The organism is Methylobacterium sp. WL119, from assembly GCF_008039875.1.
GTDB lineage: Bacteria > Pseudomonadota > Alphaproteobacteria > Rhizobiales > Beijerinckiaceae > Methylobacterium.
On record NZ_VRUU01000051.1, the window covers coordinates 18,496 to 38,332 of the forward strand.

The 19,837-nt window shown below is 71.3% G+C and carries 21 protein-coding genes; 16 read left to right on the plus strand and 5 right to left on the minus strand.

What is annotated here, in order from left to right:
* Position 1: 1 nt before the first annotated feature.
* The 5 genes from FV227_RS17665 to greA all read left to right on the plus strand — a co-directional run bounded on the left by FV227_RS17665 (position 2) and on the right by greA (position 4,339).
* On the plus strand, positions 2 to 538 hold the full coding sequence (locus FV227_RS17665) for a hypothetical protein (protein ID WP_147727902.1): 537 nt from the start codon (positions 2 to 4) through the stop codon (positions 536 to 538).
* A 199-nt stretch (positions 539 to 737) separates the two neighbouring features.
* Complete coding sequence (locus FV227_RS17670; RefSeq protein ID WP_147859569.1) at positions 738 to 1,892, plus strand: cell wall hydrolase; 1,155 nt, start codon at positions 738 to 740, stop codon at positions 1,890 to 1,892.
* Between the two features lie 205 nt (positions 1,893 to 2,097).
* Positions 2,098 to 2,703, plus strand: a complete 606-nt coding sequence (locus FV227_RS17675) for a hypothetical protein (protein WP_147728531.1) — start codon at positions 2,098 to 2,100, stop codon at positions 2,701 to 2,703.
* A gap of 98 nt (positions 2,704 to 2,801) precedes the next feature.
* Positions 2,802 to 3,788, plus strand: coding sequence for an MDR family oxidoreductase (locus tag FV227_RS17680; RefSeq protein ID WP_147859562.1), 987 nt, complete (start codon positions 2,802 to 2,804; stop codon positions 3,786 to 3,788).
* Between the two features lie 83 nt (positions 3,789 to 3,871).
* Positions 3,872 to 4,339: a transcription elongation factor GreA gene (greA, locus tag FV227_RS17685; protein ID WP_147841914.1), complete on the plus strand. Its 468-nt coding sequence runs from the start codon at positions 3,872 to 3,874 to the stop codon at positions 4,337 to 4,339.
* Between the two features lie 21 nt (positions 4,340 to 4,360).
* Here the strand turns inward: greA and FV227_RS17690 are convergent, their stop codons facing one another.
* Positions 4,361 to 5,254, minus strand: coding sequence for a LysR family transcriptional regulator (locus FV227_RS17690; RefSeq protein ID WP_147859563.1), 894 nt, complete (start codon positions 5,252 to 5,254; stop codon positions 4,361 to 4,363).
* A gap of 140 nt (positions 5,255 to 5,394) precedes the next feature.
* Between FV227_RS17690 and wrbA the strand changes: the two genes are divergently transcribed.
* Complete coding sequence (gene wrbA / locus FV227_RS17695; RefSeq protein ID WP_147728527.1) at positions 5,395 to 5,994, plus strand: NAD(P)H:quinone oxidoreductase; 600 nt, start codon at positions 5,395 to 5,397, stop codon at positions 5,992 to 5,994.
* A 178-nt stretch (positions 5,995 to 6,172) separates the two neighbouring features.
* Here the strand turns inward: wrbA and FV227_RS17700 are convergent, their stop codons facing one another.
* The gene (locus FV227_RS17700) at positions 6,173 to 7,186 is read right to left on the minus strand and encodes an L-threonylcarbamoyladenylate synthase (RefSeq protein ID WP_147859564.1); all 1,014 of its coding nucleotides are present in this window, start codon (positions 7,184 to 7,186) and stop codon (positions 6,173 to 6,175) included.
* Between the two features lie 144 nt (positions 7,187 to 7,330).
* On the opposite strand from FV227_RS17700, the gene FV227_RS17705 reads away from it, so the two are divergent.
* The 8 genes from FV227_RS17705 to FV227_RS17740 all read left to right on the plus strand — a co-directional run bounded on the left by FV227_RS17705 (position 7,331) and on the right by FV227_RS17740 (position 14,661).
* Positions 7,331 to 9,076 carry an acyl-CoA dehydrogenase gene (locus FV227_RS17705; RefSeq protein WP_147729402.1) on the plus strand — a complete coding sequence of 582 codons (1,746 nt, stop codon included), beginning with the start codon at positions 7,331 to 7,333 and terminating at the stop codon, positions 9,074 to 9,076.
* Positions 9,077 to 9,278: 202 nt separating this feature from the next.
* Positions 9,279 to 10,046 carry an enoyl-CoA hydratase-related protein gene (locus tag FV227_RS17710; protein WP_147859565.1) on the plus strand — a complete coding sequence of 256 codons (768 nt, stop codon included), beginning with the start codon at positions 9,279 to 9,281 and terminating at the stop codon, positions 10,044 to 10,046.
* Complete coding sequence (locus tag FV227_RS17715) at positions 10,043 to 10,885, plus strand: SDR family NAD(P)-dependent oxidoreductase (protein ID WP_147859566.1); 843 nt, start codon at positions 10,043 to 10,045, stop codon at positions 10,883 to 10,885. Before FV227_RS17710 ends, FV227_RS17715 begins: the two co-directional genes overlap by 4 nt.
* 33 nt (positions 10,886 to 10,918) lie before the next feature.
* Entirely contained in the window at positions 10,919 to 11,779 is an 861-nt protein-coding gene (locus FV227_RS17720) for an NAD(P)-dependent oxidoreductase (protein WP_147728141.1), read from the plus strand.
* An 86-nt stretch (positions 11,780 to 11,865) separates the two neighbouring features.
* Positions 11,866 to 12,870: a magnesium transporter CorA family protein gene (locus FV227_RS17725; protein ID WP_147728142.1), complete on the plus strand. Its 1,005-nt coding sequence runs from the start codon at positions 11,866 to 11,868 to the stop codon at positions 12,868 to 12,870.
* Between the two features lie 56 nt (positions 12,871 to 12,926).
* A complete protein-coding gene (locus FV227_RS17730) occupies positions 12,927 to 13,691 on the plus strand; it encodes an SOS response-associated peptidase (RefSeq protein WP_147728143.1) in 765 nt (254 codons plus the stop codon).
* Between the two features lie 240 nt (positions 13,692 to 13,931).
* Positions 13,932 to 14,405 carry a hypothetical protein gene (locus FV227_RS17735; protein ID WP_147728144.1) on the plus strand — a complete coding sequence of 158 codons (474 nt, stop codon included), beginning with the start codon at positions 13,932 to 13,934 and terminating at the stop codon, positions 14,403 to 14,405.
* Positions 14,406 to 14,442: 37 nt separating this feature from the next.
* On the plus strand, positions 14,443 to 14,661 hold the full coding sequence (locus FV227_RS17740) for a hypothetical protein (RefSeq protein WP_243931806.1): 219 nt from the start codon (positions 14,443 to 14,445) through the stop codon (positions 14,659 to 14,661).
* A 161-nt stretch (positions 14,662 to 14,822) separates the two neighbouring features.
* On the opposite strand, the gene FV227_RS17745 is transcribed toward FV227_RS17740, so the two are convergent.
* Both FV227_RS17745 and FV227_RS17750 read right to left on the minus strand, forming a co-directional pair.
* Positions 14,823 to 16,073 carry a class I SAM-dependent RNA methyltransferase gene (locus tag FV227_RS17745; protein ID WP_147728145.1) on the minus strand — a complete coding sequence of 417 codons (1,251 nt, stop codon included), beginning with the start codon at positions 16,071 to 16,073 and terminating at the stop codon, positions 14,823 to 14,825.
* Positions 16,060 to 16,827 carry a TlyA family RNA methyltransferase gene (locus FV227_RS17750; protein WP_147859567.1) on the minus strand — a complete coding sequence of 256 codons (768 nt, stop codon included), beginning with the start codon at positions 16,825 to 16,827 and terminating at the stop codon, positions 16,060 to 16,062. Before FV227_RS17750 ends, FV227_RS17745 begins: the two co-directional genes overlap by 14 nt.
* A 133-nt stretch (positions 16,828 to 16,960) precedes the next feature.
* Between FV227_RS17750 and FV227_RS17755 the strand changes: the two genes are divergently transcribed.
* Together FV227_RS17755 and FV227_RS17760 are read left to right on the plus strand one after the other, a co-directional pair.
* Complete coding sequence (locus tag FV227_RS17755) at positions 16,961 to 17,518, plus strand: superoxide dismutase family protein (RefSeq protein WP_147729999.1); 558 nt, start codon at positions 16,961 to 16,963, stop codon at positions 17,516 to 17,518.
* 199 nt (positions 17,519 to 17,717) lie between these two features.
* Positions 17,718 to 18,098: a glutathione S-transferase N-terminal domain-containing protein gene (locus tag FV227_RS17760; protein ID WP_147729609.1), complete on the plus strand. Its 381-nt coding sequence runs from the start codon at positions 17,718 to 17,720 to the stop codon at positions 18,096 to 18,098.
* A gap of 30 nt (positions 18,099 to 18,128) precedes the next feature.
* On the opposite strand, the gene FV227_RS17765 is transcribed toward FV227_RS17760, so the two are convergent.
* Entirely contained in the window at positions 18,129 to 19,478 is a 1,350-nt protein-coding gene (locus FV227_RS17765) for an MFS family transporter (protein WP_147729610.1), read from the minus strand.
* Positions 19,479 to 19,837: the final 359 nt, after the last annotated feature.

The following is a 19,837-nucleotide window of genomic DNA, read 5'->3' on the forward strand; positions in this document are numbered from 1 at the left end:
GATGCTCGATCCCGCCACCATCGTCGCGACGCCGGCCCCCGGCCGCGCCTGCGGCGCCTGCACGCTGTGCTGCAAGGTCTACGACGTGCCCGCGGTCGAGAGCGTCGCCGGGCAATGGTGCCGCCACACCCGGGCAGGGCGCGGCTGCGCGATCCATGCCGACCGGCCCGACCATTGCCGCGCCTTCCACTGCCTGTGGATGACGGAGAGCTGGCTCGGCCCCGAGTGGAAGCCCGATCGCGCCAAGATGGTGCTCAGCCTCGATCCGGTGAACCGCAACATGAACGTGCAGGTCGACCCCGGCCAGCCGAAGGCGTGGACGCGCGAGCCGTATTACGGGCAGCTGAAGTCCTGGGCCGCGGCCTCGCTGCCGATGAAGCGCCACGTGCTGGTCCACCTCAACAAGGCGACGACGGTGGTGCTGCCGGACCGGGACGTACCGCTCGGGACCCTGACGCCCGACGACCGCATCACCATGCGCGAGCGCATGGGCCCGCACGGCCCGACCTTCGACATCGCGGTCGTCCGCGCCGCCTGAGGGCAACCGTCGATCGGGTGCCTTTAACCCCTCCGCAACCATACCGCGCGATAAATCCGCGACCGCCATCCTCGTACCGGAACCAGCCGGGAGGATCGTCGGGCGTGGCTTTTCCAGTACGGGTCGGTTCGGCGTGGGCACGAGACGAGGACGACGCGGACGGGGTCTCATCGGGCTCGGCACCGCCTTCACGCCCTGGATGGCCGGCCTCGGGCTGCTGGTCTCCTTCACAGCGAGCGCCGGCACCGAGACCAGCTTCGGGTCGAGTAGGCTGACCGAGAGCGACGCACGCCTGGTCCCGGCCCTGCCGGCCGGCACCGTGCTGATCGGCGCGAGCCTGCGCCGCGACGGCGCCGGCGCCCTCCTCACCATCGAGCGGGCGGACGCCGTCCGCGCCCGGCGCCGGGTCGGCGACGCGCCGCTGCAGGCCGATCTCAAGGCCGAGGCGCGGGTGTTCCCGATCGTGCAGCGCGGCGGCAAGGGCGATCCGGCGCGCGCGCCGGGCCCGAGCTTCGAGCGCACCGCGGCATCGTTGCGCGAAGCCGGCACGTCGCTGCTCTTCGCCAACCTCACCGGCAACGTCACCGGCCTGCTGACGCCGGGGACCGCCACCTGGAACCCGGACCTCGAGCCGGACGCCGGCTTCGTCCCCGTCCCCGATCTCGGGCTCGGGCGCGCCGACACCGGCACGCCCGGCGACGACGACGCGATCGCCGAGGCCGCGGAGGAACGCCGCGACGACGGCTCGACGCGGCCGGTGCCGCGCGCGGTCGCCCTGTCCTCGACGACGCCGGCGCCGGCCGACGCGACGCCGGTCGAGGTCGCCTCGGCCAGCCTGATGCTGCCGGGCCTGACCATCCGCACCGACCGGACGGAGCCGCCGGTGGCGCAATCGGTCCCCGAGGACGCCCGCCATCGCTACGCCGACCTGATCGGGCCGGACGCCATGGACAAGGAGCAGCGCTGCCTCGCCGAGGCCGTGTACTTCGAATCGCGCAGCGAGCCCGAGGCCGGCCAGGCCGCCGTCGCCCAGGTGGTGCTGAACCGCGTGAAGAGCGGGCTCTACCCGTCGAACGTCTGCGGCGTCGTTTACCAGAATCGACACCGCTACATGGGCTGCCAGTTCTCCTTCGCCTGCGAGGGCAAGGCCCTACGCATCACCGATTCGGGCTCGTGGGCCACCGCCACCCGCATCGCGCAGTCGGTGATCGAGGGGCGCACCTACCTCGCCGAGGTCGGCGACGCGACGCACTACCATGCCGACTACGTCAAGCCGGGCTGGTCGCGGCGCCTGCGCAAGATGGACGTCATCGGCCGGCACATCTTCTACGAGCTCAAGCCCGGGCAGACGTAGGATTCGAGGACAACCAAAATTCTGCAATTCAATTCATCGAGGATTTACTTACGTAGACGGTAACCCCGTACTCCGGATCGAGGGTTAATTTTACCCTACTTTCGGATAGTGCTTGCTTGTATAGCAACCCGACGGCCTCTTGAGCGTCGAGATGTGCGCGCCCTTCGCGTCATCCCTTTCGTTCCGCGTATCAGAGGAAGCCGTCATGACCGCGCCGGTCGCCCGAAACACCCTGCTCTTCGCCGCCCTCGCCGGTGCCGTCCTCGTCGCATCGCCCGCTTCGGCCGGCGGCTGCTACGGCTCCGAATGCTACCGCCACGTCTCGACCCCGCCGGTGTTCGACACCGTGCAGGAAAACGTGCTGGTGCGGCCGCCCCGCACGATCTACCGCACCACGCCGCCGGTCTACGACACCGTGTCGGAGCGGGTGATGGTCTCGCCCGGCGGCCGGACCTGGCAGACCCGGCGCGGGCCCTACGGCGAGCTGATCGGCTGCTGGGTCACCACCCCGCCGCAGTTCACGGTGCAGCACCGCCGCGTGCTGGTGCAGCCGGCGCAGTCGATCCCCGAGACGATCCCGCCGGAATACGCCAGCGTCAGCCGCCGCGTCCTCGTCGCGCCGGCCCGCTCGGGCTGGGTGCCGGTCGGCGGCGGCTATGGCGGCGGATACGGTGGCGGCTACCAGGGCGTCGGCTACGGCGGGCCGCGGTTCGGCTCGATCCCGGACGCGCTCGGCATCGCCGGCGCGAGCTCGGCCGATATCGGCGTCGGCCTCGGCTTCTCCTCGGGCAGCCTCTACGACGGCTACTGAGAGCCCCGTCCACATCGCCCCGCCGGAGCCCGATCCTCCGGCGGGTTGATTTCGCGCCGCTCCCGCCACAGGTCCCCCGAACGCATCGGGAGGCGAGCATGGCGCGGTTCAAGGCTTGGGTGATCGAGAAGGGCGAGGCCGGCCAGAGCCTGTCCTTCACCGATTTCGACGAGGCCGACCTGATGGACGGCGACGTCACCGTCCGCGTCACCCATTCGTGCCTGAACTACAAGGACGGGCTGGCGATGACCGGCGCGTCGCCGGTGGTGCGCCGTTTCCCGATGATCCCGGGCATCGACTTCTCGGGCGTCGTCGAGGCCTCCGACCACCCCGACTACAAGCCCGGCGATGCGGTGGTTCTCACCGGCTGGGGCGTCGGCGAGACGCATCTGGGCGCCTATGCCCAGAAGGCGCGGGTGAAGGGCGATTGGCTGGTGCCGCTGCCCGCCGGCCTGTCGCCGGAGCAGGCGATGGCGATCGGCACCGCCGGCTACACCGCGATGCTCTGCCTGATGGCGCTCGACGCCCACGGCCTGACCGCGAAGGACGGTCCCGCCCTGGTCACCGGCGCCTCGGGCGGCGTCGGCTCGGTCGCGGTCGCGCTGCTGGCGCGAGCCGGGTGGCACGTGATGGCCTCGACCGGGCGCGCCGGGGAAGCGGAGTACCTCAAGTCCCTCGGCGCCGCCGAGATCGTCGACCGCGACGAGCTCGGCAAGCCCGGCAAGCCGCTCGGCAAGGAGCGCTGGGCCGTGGCCGTCGACGCCGTCGGCTCGACAACGCTCGCCAACGTGCTCGCCCAGACCAAGGCCGACGGAGCGGTCGCCGCCTGCGGCCTGGCGCAGGGCATGGACCTGCCGACCTCGGTCGCCCCCTTCATCCTGCGCGGCGTGTCGCTGCTGGGCATCAACAGCGTGACCACGCCGCAGGCGAAGCGGCGCGCCGCCTGGGCGCGGCTGGCCGACGAGCTCGACCTGCAGAAGCTTGCGGCGATGACGAACCGCGTCGGCCTCGCCGAGGTCGGCGGGCTCGGAGCCGACATCCTCTCGGGCAAGATCCGCGGCCGGACGGTGGTCGAGATCGGCTGACGCGCGACGCCGAACGCCGACCACCCCGGCGATGAGTCGGCTTCGGAACGGAACCGCGGCGCAAGCCGGGGCATTCTCGACCCATGAGCAGTGCATTCGTTCGCGAGAAGGAGGGCGGGGAAGCCTTCGAGGACCTCCCCGACCGCCCGATCTCCCCCCACACCAACTTCGTCACCCCGGCGGGGCTTGCGCAGATCGAGCAGGAGGTCGCGCGCCTCCAGGCCGAGCAGGCCCAGCTGACGCCCGACGACAAGGCCGACACCGCCCGCGTCACGCGCGACCTGCGCTACTGGACCACGCGGCTCGGCACGGCCCAGCTCGTCGAGACGGTCGAGGGCGACACCGTGCATTTCGGCTCGACGGTGACCGTGCTGCGCGAGGACGACACCCGCCAGACCTTCCACATCGTCGGCGAGGACGAGGCCGATCCGGCCAAGGGCTCGATCGCCTACGTCGCCCCGCTCGCCAAGGCGATCACCGGCAAGAGCGTCGGCGACGTCGTCGAGGTGAACGGGCAAGAGGTCGAGATCACCGAGATCAAGGCCGGCTGATCGTCGGTTCGTCCCGCCCGGCTAACCCGTTCCGTCGTTCGCCGTACGGCCCTCGATGACCGGGCGCAGCGCGACGACCGCATCGCCGACGAAATCCATGAAGGCCCGGACCCGCACCGAATGGCGCAGGTCCGGGTGCGTCAGCATCCACAGGCCGTCGGCGAAGTGGGGATCGGGTGGCCGCAGCCGGCGCAAACCCGGCCGCCGATCGGCGCTGAGGCAGGGCAGCAGGCCGATGCCGATGCCGGCCTCCACAGCCTCGCACAGGCCGGCGACCGTGTTCAGCTGCATCACGATGCGGTCCGGGTCGCCGTGCTCGGCGACGAAGCGCAGGAACCTGCCGTCGCCGACCTGCTCCGACGGCGCCACCCAATCCGCACGCCGCGGGTCGCGATCCGTATCGTCGGCGCGGCCGTAGAGGGCCCAACCGACGGTCGAGAGGCGGCGCCCGAACAGGTTCTGCGGCGGGTCGTTGCTGGCGCGGACCGCCACGTCGGCATCGCGGCGCGAGAGGTTCAGCGCGTCGTCGGATACCACCACGTCGAGGCGGATCCCCGGGCACCGGGTGCGGAAATCGGCGAGGATCGGCATCAGCAGGTCGGTGACCAAGCCCGACGGCGCGGTGATGCGGAGAAGGCCGGTCGGTTCCGAGGCGCGCCCGGCGACGTCGCGGGCGAAACGCGCGGCGGTCTCCTCCATCGCGCCGGCCGCCTCGACCATCGCCATCCCGGCCTGCGTCGCCGCGTAGCCCGCACGCGAGCGCTCGAACAGGCGTGCGCCGACGGACGCCTCGATCGCCGCGAGGCGCCGAAACGCGGTCGAGTGGTTGATGCCGAGGCGTGCGGCGGCCGCGGTCAATCCGCCATGGTCGGCGATGGCCTTCACCAGCCGAAAGTCGTCCCAGGGCGGCGCCATCCATCGACCTTGCATTCACGCAAGATCGTTCTTGCAGATCGGGGCATTTGCGCAAAGCCCGGCGGGTACGATCTTCGGGCGAGCGCGAGGCGGCCGCCGATCCCGGCATCGCCGCCCGGCCATGCGAACGGAAGCTGACGATGACGAAGATCCTGGTGCTGTACTATTCGTCCTGGGGCCACGTGGAGCAGCTCGCCCACGCCGCCGCCGAGGGCGCGCGCGAGACCGGCGCCGAGGTGCACGTGAAGCGCGTGCCCGAGCTGGTGCCGGAGGAGGTCGCCAAGCAATCGCATTACAAGCTCGACCAGCCGGCCCCGATCGCGAAACCCGAGGAGCTGGCCGACTACGACGCGATCATCTTCGGCACGCCGACCCGCTACGGCAACATGGCCGCGCAGATGAAGCAGTTCATCGACCAGACCGGCGGCCTCTGGGCGACGGGCGCCCTCGTCGGCAAGGTCGGCTCGGTGTTCACCTCCACCGGCTCGCAGCATGGCGGGCAGGAGACCACGATCACCAGCTTCCACACCGTGCTGCTGCACCACGGCATGGTGATCGTCGGGCTTCCCTACTCGTTCAAGGGGATGAGCGACGTGCAGACGGTGTCGGGCGGCACGCCCTACGGCGCCAGCACCATCGCCGGCGGCGACGGCTCGCGCCAGCCGATCGCGATCGAGCTCGAGGGGGCGAAGTTCCAGGGCCGGCACGTGGCCGGGATCGCCGCCAAGCTGGCGGGCTGACGCCGTCGAGGGCCGGGGCGGTTCGCTGCCTCGGCCCGCCGCTGCCGGAAAAGCGCAAGAAAAAAGGCTCGGATTGCTCCGAGCCTGGAAGGAAAAAGGCCATTGGGGGCTGAACTGGCCTTCGTGATAGGGAAACAGCCCTCGCGACTCCCGGTTCCACGCCGGACGAAAGATTTTTTCAGCGCGGGGCGGCGGCCCGTCCGAGCCGGTCCAGGATCGCCTCGCCGAGGCCGTCGGCGGGGATTCGGCATACCGCGATCGTCGCGGCTCCCGACGCGTCGAGGTCGCGCAAGGCGGCGAACAGGCGGGACGCCGCCTCCGTGAGGTCGCCGCGCGGAGAGAGGTTCGAGACCGCGCGCGCGCGTTCGATCCCCACCGGGCGCGACGCACCGAACAGCAGCACCGCCTCGTCGGGCTCGACCACCTCGGCATCGAGCCGCAACGCGGCCCGCGGCGCGTAGTGCGAGGCCAGGAGGCCGGGGCCGATCGGCCGGGCCGCATCGTCCTGCGCCGGTGCGGCCAACGCCGTCCCGAGCACGGCCGCGATCGCCGCGCCGGTGATGCCGCCGGGCCGGAGCAGCCGCGGCGGGCCGCCGAGGCAGGCGATCACCGTCGATTCGATCCCGACCGGGGTGTCGCCGCCGTCGAGCACGGCCGCGATCCGCCCGTCGAGGTCGGCGAGCACGTGGTCGGCCCGCGTCGGGCTGACCCGGCCCGAGCGGTTCGCCGACGGGGCGGCGACGGGGCGGCCGATTGCATCGAGGAGATCGCGGGCGAGCGGGTTGGCGGGAACCCGCAGCGCCACGCTCGGCAGGCCGGCACGCGCCAGGTCGCACACGGTGGTGCCGCCCGAGGCCGGCACCACCAGGGTGAGCGGTCCCGGCCAGAACGCCTCCGCGAGCCGAAGCGCGTGGTCGTCGAACGTGCCCTGACCCTCGGCGGCGACGCGGCCGGGCAGATGGGCGATCAGCGGGTTGAAGCGCGGGCGCGCCTTCGCCGCGAAGATCCCGGCGACCGCCTCCGCATCGGTGGCGTCGGCGCCGAGGCCGTAGACGGTCTCGGTGGGGAAGGCGACGCAGGCGCCGGCCCGGATCAGGCGCGCCGCCTCCGCCACGCCCGATCCGTCGCCCGGGAGGCGGGCCGTCGGGCGCCGGCCCGAGGCCGGGGCGGGGATTGACGCGAGATCGTTCATATATAAACCATCTCCGGCGGTGACGGCGGGGCCGGTTCGGGCGTATGCCGTCAGCGGAGGGCGTGGGCCTAGCGTGCCCCCGCGCCGACCGTCAAACGAGACGCCGAGGCGCGGTCGAACCGGGCCGGGCGGGAGGAACAGCCGATGAGCTACCGCGCACCCGTGTCCGAGATGGTGTTCACCCTGCAGCACATCGCCGGGCTCGACGGCACGGGCGCGCTCGGCATCGAGGACGCGGACGCGATCCTCACCGAGGCCGGACGCCTCGCCGCCGACGTGCTCGCCCCGCTGAACCGCATCGGCGATCGGCACGGCGCGACGCTCGCGGACGGCGTCGTCACCACGGCGCCGGGTTTCGCAGACGCGTACAGGACATTCGTCGCCGGCGGCTGGAACGGGCTCACCGCCGACCCGGACCATGGCGGGCAGGGCCTGCCGCAGGTGCTCGACGCGGCCTGCACCGAGATGTGGAACGGCGCCAACCTCGCCTTCGGCCTGTGCCCGCTGCTCACCGCCGGCGGCATCGAGGCGCTGGCGGCGCACGGCTCGGAGGATCTGAAGGCGCGCTACCTCGGCAAGCTCGTCTCCGGCGAGTGGACCGCGACGATGAACCTGACTGAGCCGCAGGCCGGCTCGGACCTGGCCGCGATCCGCACCCGCGCGGAGCCGGCCGGCGACGGCAGCTACCGCATCGTCGGCTCGAAGATCTACATCACCTACGGCGCCCACGACATGGCCGAGAACATCGTCCACCTCGTGCTCGCCCGCCTGAGGGATGCGCCCGCGGGCACCCGCGGCATCTCGCTGTTCCTGGTGCCGAAGGTGCTCCCCGACGGTTCGGAGAACGACCTGCGCTGCTCGGGCCTGGAGCACAAGCTCGGCATCCATGCCTCGCCGACCTGCTCGATGGCCTTCGGCGACAACGGCGGCGCCGTCGGCTGGCTGATCGGCGAGGCGAATCGCGGGCTCGCCTGCATGTTCACGATGATGAACAACGCCCGCCTCAATGTCGGGCTGCAGGGCGTGGGCATCGCCGAGGCGGCGACGCAGCGGGCGCTGGCCTACGCCCGCGAGCGCCGGCAGGGAAAAGCGCCGGGCTCCGCCGAGACGAGCCCGATCGTCGCCCATCCGGACGTGCAGCGCATGCTGTTGACGATGAAGGCCTGCACCGCGGCCGCGCGCGGCATCTGCTACCTGACCGCGGCCGCCCTCGACGCGGCCGAGGGGCCGGAGGGCAAGGCAGCGCTCGACCGCGCCTCGCTACTGACGCCGGTGGCCAAGGCGTTCTCGACCGACATCGCCAACGAGGTCGCCTCCCTCGGCGTGCAGGTGCACGGCGGCATGGGCTTCGTCGAGGAGACCGGCGCGGCGCAAGCGATGCGCGACGCCCGCATCCTCGGGATCTACGAGGGCACCAACGGCATCCAGGCGATCGACCTCACCGGGCGCAAGCTCCCGTTGAACGACGGCGCCACGGTGCGCGCGCAGATCGCCGCCATGCGCCGGGTCGCCGAAGCCCTGCTCAAGGCCGCCGACCCGGCCCTCGGCCACGCGCCGGCGCGGCTGCGCGCCGGCATCGAGGCCCTCGACCGTGCCACCAGCCACCAGTTGGCGAGCCTGAGGTCCAACCGGCCCGACGCGGCCCTCGCCGGCGCGACGCCGTACCTGCGGCTGTTCGGCCTAGCCCAGGGCGCGGCCTGCCTCGCCCGCGAGGCGCTGGCCGCCCGCGCCGCGCTGAAGGCGGGCGAGACCGATCCGGCGCACGCCGCGCGGATCGCGCTCGCGCGCTTCTTCGCCGAGAACCTGCTGCCGGCCGCCGACGGGCTGGCCCAGGTGGTGATCGACGGCGGCGGGTTCCTGGACGATGCGGCCGCAATTCTGGTGGCATGACGCAAGCCTTCCGCCCGTCATTCCGGGTCCGCGATGCGGAGACCGGAATCCAGAACCGCAGATGGCACCTCATCGAGCCCGGCCGGCGGCTCCGGATCCCGGGCGCACCTTCGGCGCCCCGGGATGGCGGGTCTGGAACGGAAACGGTGACATCGATCGGTCGCTGGCGAGGCCTGGAACGAATGATCAGGGGGAGGCGGAGATGAGCGAGCACGTGGCGATCACCGACGGCGCGGACGGCGTCCGGTCGATCACGCTGAACCGGCACGAGAAGAAGAACGCGCTCACCGGGGCGATGTACGACGCGATGCGCGAGGCGCTGGCCTCGGCCGACGCGTCGGATGCCGTCGGCGCGGTGGTGTTCTCCGGGGTGCCCGGCATCTTCTGCGCCGGCAACGACATCGCCGACTTCGTCTCGCGGGCGGAAAAGGCGTTCAGCGAGGCGCCCTCGCTCCGCTTTATCCGGCAGCTCGCGCGCACGGCGACGCCGATGGTCGCGGCGGTCGACGGGATCGCCGTCGGCATCGGCACCACGCTGACGCTGCACTGCGACCTCGTCTATGCCAGCCCGGCGGCGCGCTTCCGCATGCCCTTCGTCGAGCTCGGCCTCGTGCCGGAGGCGGCCTCGAGCTACCTGCTGCCGCGGCGGATCGGCCGCCTCAAGGCGACCGAGCTGCTGCTGCTGTCGGAAATGTTCGGGGCGGATGCGGCCGAATCGCTCGGGCTCGTCAACGCGGTGATGCCCTCCGACATGCTGCTGGAGCACGCGCTCGGCCAGGCCGCTCGGCTGGCCGCCCTGCCGCGCGGCGCGCTCGCCGCTTCGCGACAGCTGATCCGCGGGGACCAGGCCGCGGTCGAGGCGGCGCTGGACGCTGAGGCCGAGGCGTTCGACCGGCAGCTGCGCACGGAGGAAGCGCAGGGCGCGTTCCGGGCGTTCCTCGCCCGGTCGAAGCCCGGCTCGAGGCCGTGACGCCCGACCTCGGCCAGAAGATCTGCCTCGTCGCGGGCGCCTCGCGCGGCGTCGGGCGGGGCATCGCCCGGGCGCTCGGCGAGGCGGGCGCCACGGTGGTCGTCACCGCACGGTCGAGCGAGACCGGGCCGCGCACCGAGCAGCGCGCCGAATCGATCGAGGACACCAGCCGCGAGGTCGACGCCGCCGGCGGCGAGGGCCACCACTATCTCTGCGACCACACCAGCGAGCGCGCCGTCGACGCGCTCGTCCACTGGACCCTGCGCCGCTTCGGCCGCATCGACGTTGCGGTCTCGAGCGTCTGGGGCGGCAACGAGGGCTACGACGGCGAGCGCTACCCGGACGGGACCGGATGGGGCACGCCGTTCTGGCGCCGCTCGGCCGAGCCGTTCGCGGAATTCGCCCGCGTCGGCCCCTATCCCGGTTTGCTGCTCGCCCGCGCCGTGGCGCCGGCGATGATCGCGGCGGGATCGGGCCTGATCGCGCTGGTCTCCTTCGGGACCGAGGAGGGCTACCTCGGCGACGTCTACTACGACCTCGCCAAGGCGACGACGAACCGCCTCGCCTTCGCCTTCGGAGAGGAGCTGCGCCCGCACGGCGTCACCGCGCTCGCCCTCTCGCCGGGCTTCGTGCGGACCGAGCGCGTCTGCGACCTCGGGCAGGGCGCGCTCGCCACCGAGAGCCCGCTCTATGCCGGCCGCGCGCTGGCGGCGCTCGCCGCAGACCCCGACGTGATCGCCCGGTCGGGCCGGGTGATCCACGCCGGCGACATCGCGGCGGAATACGGTTTCACGGATGCCGACGGGACGCAGCCCGCCCGGTTCCGGATCAAGCCCTGACACGCAACGCCCGACCCACGCGCGGAGGAAGCGATGACCGGTACCCTGGCCGACAAGACCCTGTTCATCACCGGCGCCTCGCGCGGCATCGGGCTCGCCATCGGCCTGCGCGCGGCCCGCGACGGGGCCAACGTGGTGATCGCGGCCAAGACCGAGACGCCCCACCCCAAGCTCGAGGGCACGATCCACACCGCCGCGGCCGCGATCGAGGCGGCCGGCGGCCGGGCGCTGCCGCTGGTGGTCGACGTGCGCGACGAGGATTCGGTGCGCGACGCCTTCACGCGCGCCGCGGAGACGTTCGGCGGCGTCGACATCGTGGTCAACAACGCCAGCGCGATCTCGCTGACCCCGACGCGCCAGACCGAGATGAAGCGCTTCGACCTGATGCATCAGATCAACACGCGCGGGACCTACATGGTCTCGAAATACGCGCTTCCCTATCTGGAAAAGGCGCAGAACCCGCACATCCTGATGCTGTCGCCGCCGCTCGACATGGCGGAGAAGTGGTTCTCGCCGCACCTCGCCTACACGATGGCGAAGTTCGGGATGTCGCTGTGCGTGCTCGGCCTCGCCGGCGAGCTGCGCAAGGCCGGCATCGCCGTGAACGCGCTGTGGCCGCGCACCACCATCGCGACGGCGGCGGTCAACAACCTGCTCGGCGGCGAGGCGCTGATGCGGGCGAGCCGCACCCCCGAGATCATCGCCGACGCGGCCCATACCCTGTTTCTGAAGCCGGCTCGCGAGATCACCGGCCAATTCCTGATCGACGACACGTTCCTGTCGCAGAACGGCGTCACGGATTTCTCGCAATACCGCGTCACCGCGGGCGTACCCCTTGCGCCGGACTTCTTCGTGCCGGATGCAAGCGCGCCGCCGCCCCACGCGCTCGACTGAGCGCGTTCGTCCCTGAACGGCGCTCGCGTGAGCGCCCCCGCCCATGACGGCGCTCGACAGAGCGCCCATCCCCAGGTTCGCTCTTCGTGATCTTCATCCACCAGCCGGTCACCGGCACCGGCCAGATGCTGCTGGAGCGCCGCCCCCTCGAGCTGCAGGACCCGATCCCCGACGACACCGTCTGGCTCGACATGATCAAGCCGACGCGGGAGGAGGACCTCAAGGTCGAGGCCTTCATGGGCATCCAGGTGCCGACGCGGGAGGAGATGAAGGACATCGAGCCGTCCGAGCTGCTCTACGTCGAGGACGGCGCCCGCTACATGACCGGGCGCGTGCTCTCGAAGGTCAGCGATTCGGAGGATCCGGGGCTCGCCGGCATCACCTTCATCCTGCAGGGCCGCAAGCTCGTGACGGTGCGCTACGAGGAGCCGCAGGCGTTCCGGATGTACACCCAGCGCGCCGGCCGGGCGACCGGCAGCGGGCCGACGGGGACGCCCTCGGGCGAGACCATCCTCGCCGGCCTGATCGAGGCGGTGATCGACCGCGCGGCGGACGTGCTCCAGCTCCAGGGCGAGCGCATCGACCGGCTCTCGGGCAAGATCTTCGAGGTCCAGGCCGACCCGAGCGCGCGCAACACCGCGCTCCAGGACACGCTCCGCGCCCTCGGCCGCCACGGCGACCTGATCTCGAAGCAGCGCGAGAGCCTCGTCTCGATGGAGCGCATCCTGCTCTCGCTCTCGGCCACCTACCGGACGGCCAAGGCCCCGCGCGAGCTGCGCGAGGACGTGCGCTCGACCCTGCGCGACCTGCAATCGCTCGAGGAGCACGCGACCTTCCTGTCCTCGAAGATCCAGTTCCTGCTCGACGCGACTCTGGGGCTGGTGAACCTCGAGCAGAACAACATCATCAAGCTGTTCTCGGTCATGGCGGTGGTGTTCATGCCCCCGACGCTGATCGCCTCGATCTACGGGATGAACTTCAAGACCATGCCGGAGCTCGACTGGAGCTTCGGCTACCCGATGGCGGTGGTGATGATGGTCGTCGCCGCCGTGCTGCCTTACGTGTTCTTCCGCTGGAAGAAGTGGCTCTAGACGGCCGCCGCGCGCCGCCGCGGGCGGCGATCGCCGGCGGATAGGAACCTCTCGGGATGTGCGGACGCTTCTTCATCGCCCAGGCGCCCGAACGCTTCGCCGAATTCTACGGCTACCCGGAGCGCCCGAACTTCCCGCCGCGCTACAACGTGGCGCCGACGCAGCCCGTGCCGATCGTGATCGCCGAGGGCGGCGCGCGGCATTTCCGGCTGGTGCGCTGGGGATTCTGGCCGAGCTGGCTGAAGGACCCCAAGACCTTTCCGCTGGTGATCAACGCGCGGGTCGAGACCATCCTGGAGAAGGCGACCTTCCGCGGCGCGGTGCGCCACCGCCGCTGCGTCTTCCTGGCCGACGGCTTCTACGAATGGCGGCGCGAGGGCACCGGACGCAGCGCGGTGCGGACACCCTTCGCGATCCGCCGCGCGGACGGCGCGCCGATGGCGCTCGCCGGCCTGTGGGAATCCTGGCTCGGGGCGGACGGCTCGGAGATCGACACGGCGGCCATCGTCACGACGGGGGCCAACGGAACCATGGCGGCGGTGCACGACCGGATGCCGGCGATCCTCGCGCCGGAGCAGGTCGCACCCTGGCTCGACACCCGCGCGGTGGATCAGGCCGAGGCGGCGGCCCTCTGCCGGCCATGCCCGGACGACTGGCTCCGCCTCGACCCGGTCTCCGACCGGGTGAACGCCGTTCGCAACGACGACGCGGCGTTGATCGAGCCGGTCGGCCGGCCTCAGCCGGCCATCCCACCGGCGGATCGTCCAGCAGCCGAACAGCCGCGGTCCAGCGACGAGGACGCGCAAGGCAGCCTGTTCTGAACCGGCACACGCGGTAACAGAAACGTGAGGCCGACATACAACTTATGTTGGTGTCACTTCTCGCCGGCCGAGTGAACGTGCAGCATCCAACCGCCCTATGATACTTTTACGTTGGTTGGGGCGCGGCAGCCGTGCCCCCGACCCTATCGAGGCACGACGTGGCCGGCGTTTGCGCACCGGGTCCACGAAAGCCTGATGCTCAGGTCACGCGACTAACAAATCTGAACATCAGACGTTTGTTTGACGCAAAACTGTCAGTGCCCTATCGTCTATTGCTTTCGCATTTGCACGATCATCGATTTCATCACCTGCGAGATCATATCCATGATTGCTTATCGATGCGAGAAAGCAGCTCTCAAGACCCGGATACGACAGAGCCGTCGGCGCATCGGCCATTCGAACGATCTGATGGCGCTGTCCCGCTTGGCGATCGATCGGTCGCGCGAGGCGATCCGATCCTCGAGCACGCGTTTCGCCCCGGCGTGGCAGGAACCGAAGCATGCCGTCTCCGTCGGCGCCGTCCAGACTCTCCTGGCCGACATGAACGGCGAGGCGCTCGATGCGGTCGTCGAGGACTTCTCCGCCGCCTACCGCGAAGCTGTGGCGACCGGGAACGACGAGGCCGCCGACATCGTGCGGAAGGCCCTGGTGATCCTGGGTCGCCATCTCGCCAAAAGCCTTGGGCCGAAGGCGGCCGGAGTCTCGATAAATTGATTGGCTCCGTGGGAGGCTGTGCCTATGAGGTCGTCTTGTGAAAAAGCCGGATGCCCATCTGTCCATCGCGCGCGCGAGCCTCGAGCGGATCGCGCAAACGCTCGATGAGCCGGTCAGCACGTTCTTCACGGGGGGCGAGCCCGAATCCCGCGAGGCCGAGACCTTGGCCCTCGTCCGAGCCTTCGACCGCATCAGGGATCCGCAGGCCCGCGCCCGCTGCCTGACCTTCGTGACGGCCGAGGCCGACCGCTCGTAGCCGGCCCCACCCCGTGTGCGGCGCCGCGCCTTCGCGGCGACCGACCCGCACGGAGCGACGAGATTCGACCTCTTCCCTGCCTCCGGGAGGCGTGACGCTCCCGTCGCGCCGGCTCGCGCGTCCGCGCGGGCTCGGTACCGCGTCCAGGCGGACGCCGGCCGCTACAGCCGGCGCTTGACCGCGACCGCCCTGCGGAACACGCCGACCATCTCGACGTGGCCCGAGTACCGGAACTGGTCCACCGGGGTGACCCGCTCCAGGCCGAAGCCCGCCGCGACAAGGGTCGCCGCGTCGCGGGCGAAGGTCCCGGCGTCGCAGCTGACGCCGACGGCCAGCGGCACCTTGGATTCCGCGATCTGCTTCGCCTGCGCCTGTGCGCCGGCCCGCGGCGGATCGAAGACCACGGCGTCGTAGCCGTTCAGATCGTGGGCGAGGACGGGGCGGCGGAACAGGTCGCGGGCTTCCGTGGTGACGCCCTTCAGGCCGAGCGCGGAGCGATAGGACCGCGCGATGCCCGCCAGCGCGCCGGCCTCGCTCTCGACCGCGTGGACGGTGGCGGTGCGCGCCATCGCCAGGGTGAAGGGCCCGCAGCCGGAGAACAGGTCGACGGCGCGCTTGGTCTTCTTGGTGAAGGCGTCGCGCACCAGCCCGGACAGCGTCGCCTCGCCGGCCGCCGTCGCCTGGAGGAAGCCGCCCGGCGGCGGATGGAGGCGCGCGTCGCCCGAGGCCACCGTGACGGCCTTGCGCTCCACCACCACGTCGCCGTGCAGCGACAGGCGGGCGAGGTCGAGCTCTCCGGCGAGCCGCACCAGCGTGGCGCGCACGCCGGCCTCGACCGGGCCGTGGCCGCGCAGGTCCACGTCGAGCCCGGCCTCGGTCGCGGTCACCGCGACGTCGAGGGGCTTTCGCCCGTGCCCGAGGGGCGCACTGAGCGCCCGCGCGATCTCGGGGGCCCGATGCAGGGCCGGCACCGTGATCGGGCAATGGTCGATCGCGACGAGGGCGTGGCTGCGCGCGGCCATCAGCCCGGCCTCGGCCCGGCCCTCGACCTCGCGGACGTGCAGGGTGATGCGCCGGCGGCCCTCGCCGTGGGCGTCGATCAGCGGATCGGGAGCGCGGTCGAGCCCGGCCTGGGCCAGGGCGTTGGCGACCTGCGCGTATTTCCAGGCGGCGTAGGGCTCGGGCGCGAGGTGCTGTGTCGCGCAGCCGCCGCAGCGGGAGAAGTACGGGCAGATCGGGGCGATCCGATCGGGCGAGGGCGTCTCGATGCCGAGGAGCTCGCCGCGCCCGCCGTCGCGCCGGATCGCGACGCGCTCGCCCGGAAGCGCGAAGGCGATCGCCGTGCTGTCTTCGGCGATGCCGTCCCCGCGCGCGCCGAGGCGACGGATCGTGACGGTTTCAGATGCGGTCATCGGGTCTTTCGTGCGGTCGATCGGCGCGTGCGCCGACGAGGAATTCGGTGTTGCCGTCCCCGCCCCGGACGGGGGAGGGGATCAGGCCGAGGATCGTGAAGCCGAGGCCGGCGAGGGTGCGGCGCACCGCATCGCAGACCTCCGCGTGGACGGCGTCGTCGCGGACGATGCCGCCGCGGCCGACGCGCTCGCGGCCGGCCTCGAATTGCGGCTTGATCAACGCGATCAGGTGCGCGCCCGGCGCCAGCAGCCCGGCCACCGCCGGCAGCACGAGGCGCAGGGCGATGAAGCTCACGTCGATGCTGGCAAGGCAAGGGGCAGGGTCGAGGCTGCCCGGCGCGAGGGTTCGGATGTCGGTCCCTTCGCGGTTCGTGACCCGTGGGTCGGCGGTCAGACTGGCGTGAAGCTGGCCGTGCCCGACATCGACCGCGACGACCCGCGTCGCGCCGCGGCGCAGGAGCAGGTCGGTGAAGCCGCCGGTCGAGGCGCCGACGTCGAGGCAGGGGATCCCGGCCGGATCGAGGCCGAAGGCGTCGAGGCCCGCCTCGAGCTTCAGGCCGCCGCGCGAGACGAAGGGGTGGGGCGCGCTGGCCTCGATCGCCGCGTCGGCCGCCAACCGCTCGGAGGCGCGGGTGACCGCGCGCCCGTCGGCCCGCACGAGGCCGGCGGCGATGGCGGCCTGCGCCCGCGCCCGGCTCTCGAAATGGCCGTGCTCGACCAGCAGGAGGTCGGCCCTGATCCTGTCGCGCGTCATCGAGGCTGGTTCACGGGGAAGGGGTCACGAATGGTCCGGCCGCCGGGCTGCCCGGGCGGCGCGATCGAAGAAAGCCCTGTCGGAGGACCGGATGACGGCCTAACTAGCCCGACGTGGAGAGGAGAGCCATCACATGACACGCACCCTGCCGTTGCTCGCAGCCCTCGTCGGCTTCGCATCCGGCGCCACCGGAGCGCTCGCGCAGACCCCGCCGGCCGCGGAGTCGGCTCCGGCCGCCGCACCCCAGACCTTCACCGGCGAGATCAAGAACAACAAGGGCGAGCCGATTGGGACGCTGACGATCCGCGACGGCGCGAACGCGCTGGTGATGCGGATCGCGATCAAGGCCGGCGGCCTGCCGCCCGGCTGGCACGGCATCCACTTCCACGCGGTCGGCGACTGCTCCGACACCGACAAGTTCATGAACTCGAAGGCACACGTGAACCACGACCAGAGCAAGCACGGCCTGCTCAACCCCGATGGCCCGGACGAGGGCGACCTGCCCAACGTCTACGCGGCGGCCGACGGCTCGGTGAACGCCGAGGTCTCCAGCGAGACGCCGCTGACGGGCGACGGCGGCCTCCAGGACGGTGACGGCTCGGCGTTGATCGTCCACGCCAACGAGGACGACCACACCACGCAGCCGATCGGCGGCGCCGGCAACCGCATCGGCTGCGCGGTGATCAAGTGACCCGCACGACGATCCGTTGAGGGGCACGAGGCCCTCGGTCGAAGGCGGCCGACGCCCGGCGAGGGATGTCCCGGCCCGTGCCGACCGGCGGATCGGTCGGATCCGACGCGGCGGCGCGGTCCCCGGCCGCGCCGCCGAGCGCTTCCGGCCCGCTACCGCGGGACTGCCCGACCCACTTCGACGACGAGGACGACCGACGATGACCGAAGCCGCGTTCAAGCCGACCGTCTACCTGAAGGCGGGCTGCCCGTTCTGCTTCAAGGTCCGCCTGTTCCTGCTCGAAACCGGGCAGCTGGATCGGGCGGACCTGCGCGAGTTCGTCCCAGGCGACGCGGAGGAGACGTCGATCCGCAGCCGGCTCGCGCCGGCGGTCGAGACGGTGACCTTCCCGACGGCCGAGCTTGCGCCCGGCCGGTTCACGACCGAATCCGATGCCATCGTCGCCCATTTCGCGGAGCGCGCCGGCGTCGCGCCCGATGCCTTGCCGACCTACCAGGCCTATCTCGGCGGCGTCTTCAAGAACCTCCAGTCCCTCTACCGCGAGAACATGGAGCTCAAGAACCGGTCCCGGACGGCCTGACGGGCATTCCGCGCGACGGCAGGGCCGGGCTTAGGCCCGCGCCAGGCGCGGCTTGCCTCCGAGCGCCTCCTCCACCGTGCCGTCACCGTCGAGATAGCCGTGGACCTTCGGGTTCGGCATGATCAGCGAGGCGACGAAGGCGATCGCGAGCAGGATGGTGACGTACCAGAAGAAGCTCGATTCCATCCCCGCCTCCTTGAACCACAGCGCCACGTATTCGGCGGTGCCGCCGAAGGTGGCGTTGGCGAGGGCGTAGGACAGGCCGACGCCGAGCGCGCGGACCTTGGTCGGGAACAGCTCCGCCTTCACGATGCCGCTGATCCCCGTGTAGAAGCTCACCGCCAGCAGCCCCAGCGTGATCAGGCCGAAGGCGACGTAGGGGTCCTGCGTCGCGCCGATCGCGGTCATCAGCGGCACCACCATCAGCGTGCCGAGGCCGCTGTAGAGCAGCATGTTGGCCTTGCGCCCGATCCGGTCTGACAGCGCACCGAACAGCGGCTGGACCATCATGTAGACCAGCAGCACCGCGGTCATCGTGCGCGAGGCCGTGCCCTTGTCGAAATGCGCGGTGTTGACGAGATACTTCTGCATGTACGTGGTGAAGGTGTAGAACACCAGCGAGCCGCCGGCGGTGTAGGCCAGGACCACGCAGAACGCGCGCCAATGCTTGGCAAGCTCGGAGAAGGTGCCGGCGTTCTCCTTGTCGGAGCCCGCGGTCTCGGCGAGCGAGCGCCGCAGGTAGAGGGCGACGATGGCGGCCACCGCCCCGAGGAAGAACGGGATTCGCCAGCCGAAGCTGTGCAGCTGCGCCTCGGTGAGCGCAAACTGCAGCACGATCAGCACCAGCGAGGCCAGGAGCTGGCCGCCGATCAGCGTCACGTACTGGAACGAGGCGAAGAATCCGCGCTGACCCTTCAGCGCGACCTCGCTCATGTAGGTGGCGCTGGTGCCGTACTCGCCGCCGACCGAGAGGCCCTGGAGCATGCGCGCCAGCAGCAGCAGCACGGGGGCTGCGGCGCCCACGGTCTCGTAGGTGGGCAGCAGGCCGATGAACAGCGAGCCAATGCACATCATCAGGACCGAGATGACCATCGAGGTCCGGCGCCCGACGCGGTCGGCGATGCGCCCGAACAGCCAGCCGCCGATCGGCCGCATGAAAAAGCCCACGGCGAAGATGCCGGCGGTCTGGAGAAGCTGGCTGGTGGAATCGCCCTTCGGGAAGAACGACGACGCGAAGTAGATCGCGAAGAAGGCGTAGCAGTAGAAATCGTACCACTCGACCAGGTTGCCGGACGACGAGGCGACGATCGCCCGGATGCGGCGGCTGCGGTCGGCCGCCACGTCTTCGGCGGTTGGCGCGATCCCGATCGAGTCGGACATGCTGGCTCCCTGTCTCCGTCGTTCGGACGGTGCATTCTTGATACGGGCGACGTTACAGGCGGGGACCGGGACCGCCTAGGCCGCGTGGGCGCGCGAACGAGGATGCCCACCGCCCGTGTCACGTCGTCTCCGAGAGGCACGCGCCGACGGAACGCTTTTCGGGACTGTACCGTTTCGGGGCGGTGACTTCGTCGGTCGGCGACGGACGTGGCCTTTCAACAATAACGGGACGGGATCGAGCGCCATGAACAAGATCTTTCGCGGAACGGTGACGGCCGCCGTGCTGGTGCTGGGCACGGCCACGGCCTTCGGCCAGGGCGGCCCCGGCGGCGGTGCCGGCGGGCCGGGCGGCGGCGGCG

Excerpts from the sequence above, each read along its gene's own strand:
- FV227_RS17705 (WP_147729402.1), top strand. The coding sequence starts at position 7,331 with ATGAGCTACCGCGCACCCGTGTCCGAGATGGTGTTCACCCTGCAGCAC.
- FV227_RS17750 (WP_147859567.1), bottom strand. The coding sequence starts at position 16,827 with ATGACGCGCGACAGGATCAGGGCCGACCTCCTGCTGGTCGAGCACGGC.
- FV227_RS17755 (WP_147729999.1), top strand. The coding sequence starts at position 16,961 with ATGACACGCACCCTGCCGTTGCTCGCAGCCCTCGTCGGCTTCGCATCC.
- FV227_RS17665 (WP_147727902.1), top strand. The coding sequence starts at position 2 with ATGCTCGATCCCGCCACCATCGTCGCGACGCCGGCCCCCGGCCGCGCC.
- FV227_RS17670 (WP_147859569.1), top strand. The coding sequence starts at position 738 with ATGGCCGGCCTCGGGCTGCTGGTCTCCTTCACAGCGAGCGCCGGCACC.
- greA (WP_147841914.1), top strand. The coding sequence starts at position 3,872 with ATGAGCAGTGCATTCGTTCGCGAGAAGGAGGGCGGGGAAGCCTTCGAG.
- FV227_RS17730 (WP_147728143.1), top strand. The coding sequence starts at position 12,927 with ATGTGCGGACGCTTCTTCATCGCCCAGGCGCCCGAACGCTTCGCCGAA.
- FV227_RS17710 (WP_147859565.1), top strand. The coding sequence starts at position 9,279 with ATGAGCGAGCACGTGGCGATCACCGACGGCGCGGACGGCGTCCGGTCG.
- wrbA (WP_147728527.1), top strand. The coding sequence starts at position 5,395 with ATGACGAAGATCCTGGTGCTGTACTATTCGTCCTGGGGCCACGTGGAG.
- FV227_RS17760 (WP_147729609.1), top strand. The coding sequence starts at position 17,718 with ATGACCGAAGCCGCGTTCAAGCCGACCGTCTACCTGAAGGCGGGCTGC.
- FV227_RS17675 (WP_147728531.1), top strand. The coding sequence starts at position 2,098 with ATGACCGCGCCGGTCGCCCGAAACACCCTGCTCTTCGCCGCCCTCGCC.
- FV227_RS17745 (WP_147728145.1), bottom strand. The coding sequence starts at position 16,073 with ATGACCGCATCTGAAACCGTCACGATCCGTCGCCTCGGCGCGCGCGGG.
- FV227_RS17680 (WP_147859562.1), top strand. The coding sequence starts at position 2,802 with ATGGCGCGGTTCAAGGCTTGGGTGATCGAGAAGGGCGAGGCCGGCCAG.
- FV227_RS17765 (WP_147729610.1), bottom strand. The coding sequence starts at position 19,478 with ATGTCCGACTCGATCGGGATCGCGCCAACCGCCGAAGACGTGGCGGCC.
- FV227_RS17720 (WP_147728141.1), top strand. The coding sequence starts at position 10,919 with ATGACCGGTACCCTGGCCGACAAGACCCTGTTCATCACCGGCGCCTCG.
- FV227_RS17690 (WP_147859563.1), bottom strand. The coding sequence starts at position 5,254 with ATGGCGCCGCCCTGGGACGACTTTCGGCTGGTGAAGGCCATCGCCGAC.
- FV227_RS17700 (WP_147859564.1), bottom strand. The coding sequence starts at position 7,186 with ATGAACGATCTCGCGTCAATCCCCGCCCCGGCCTCGGGCCGGCGCCCG.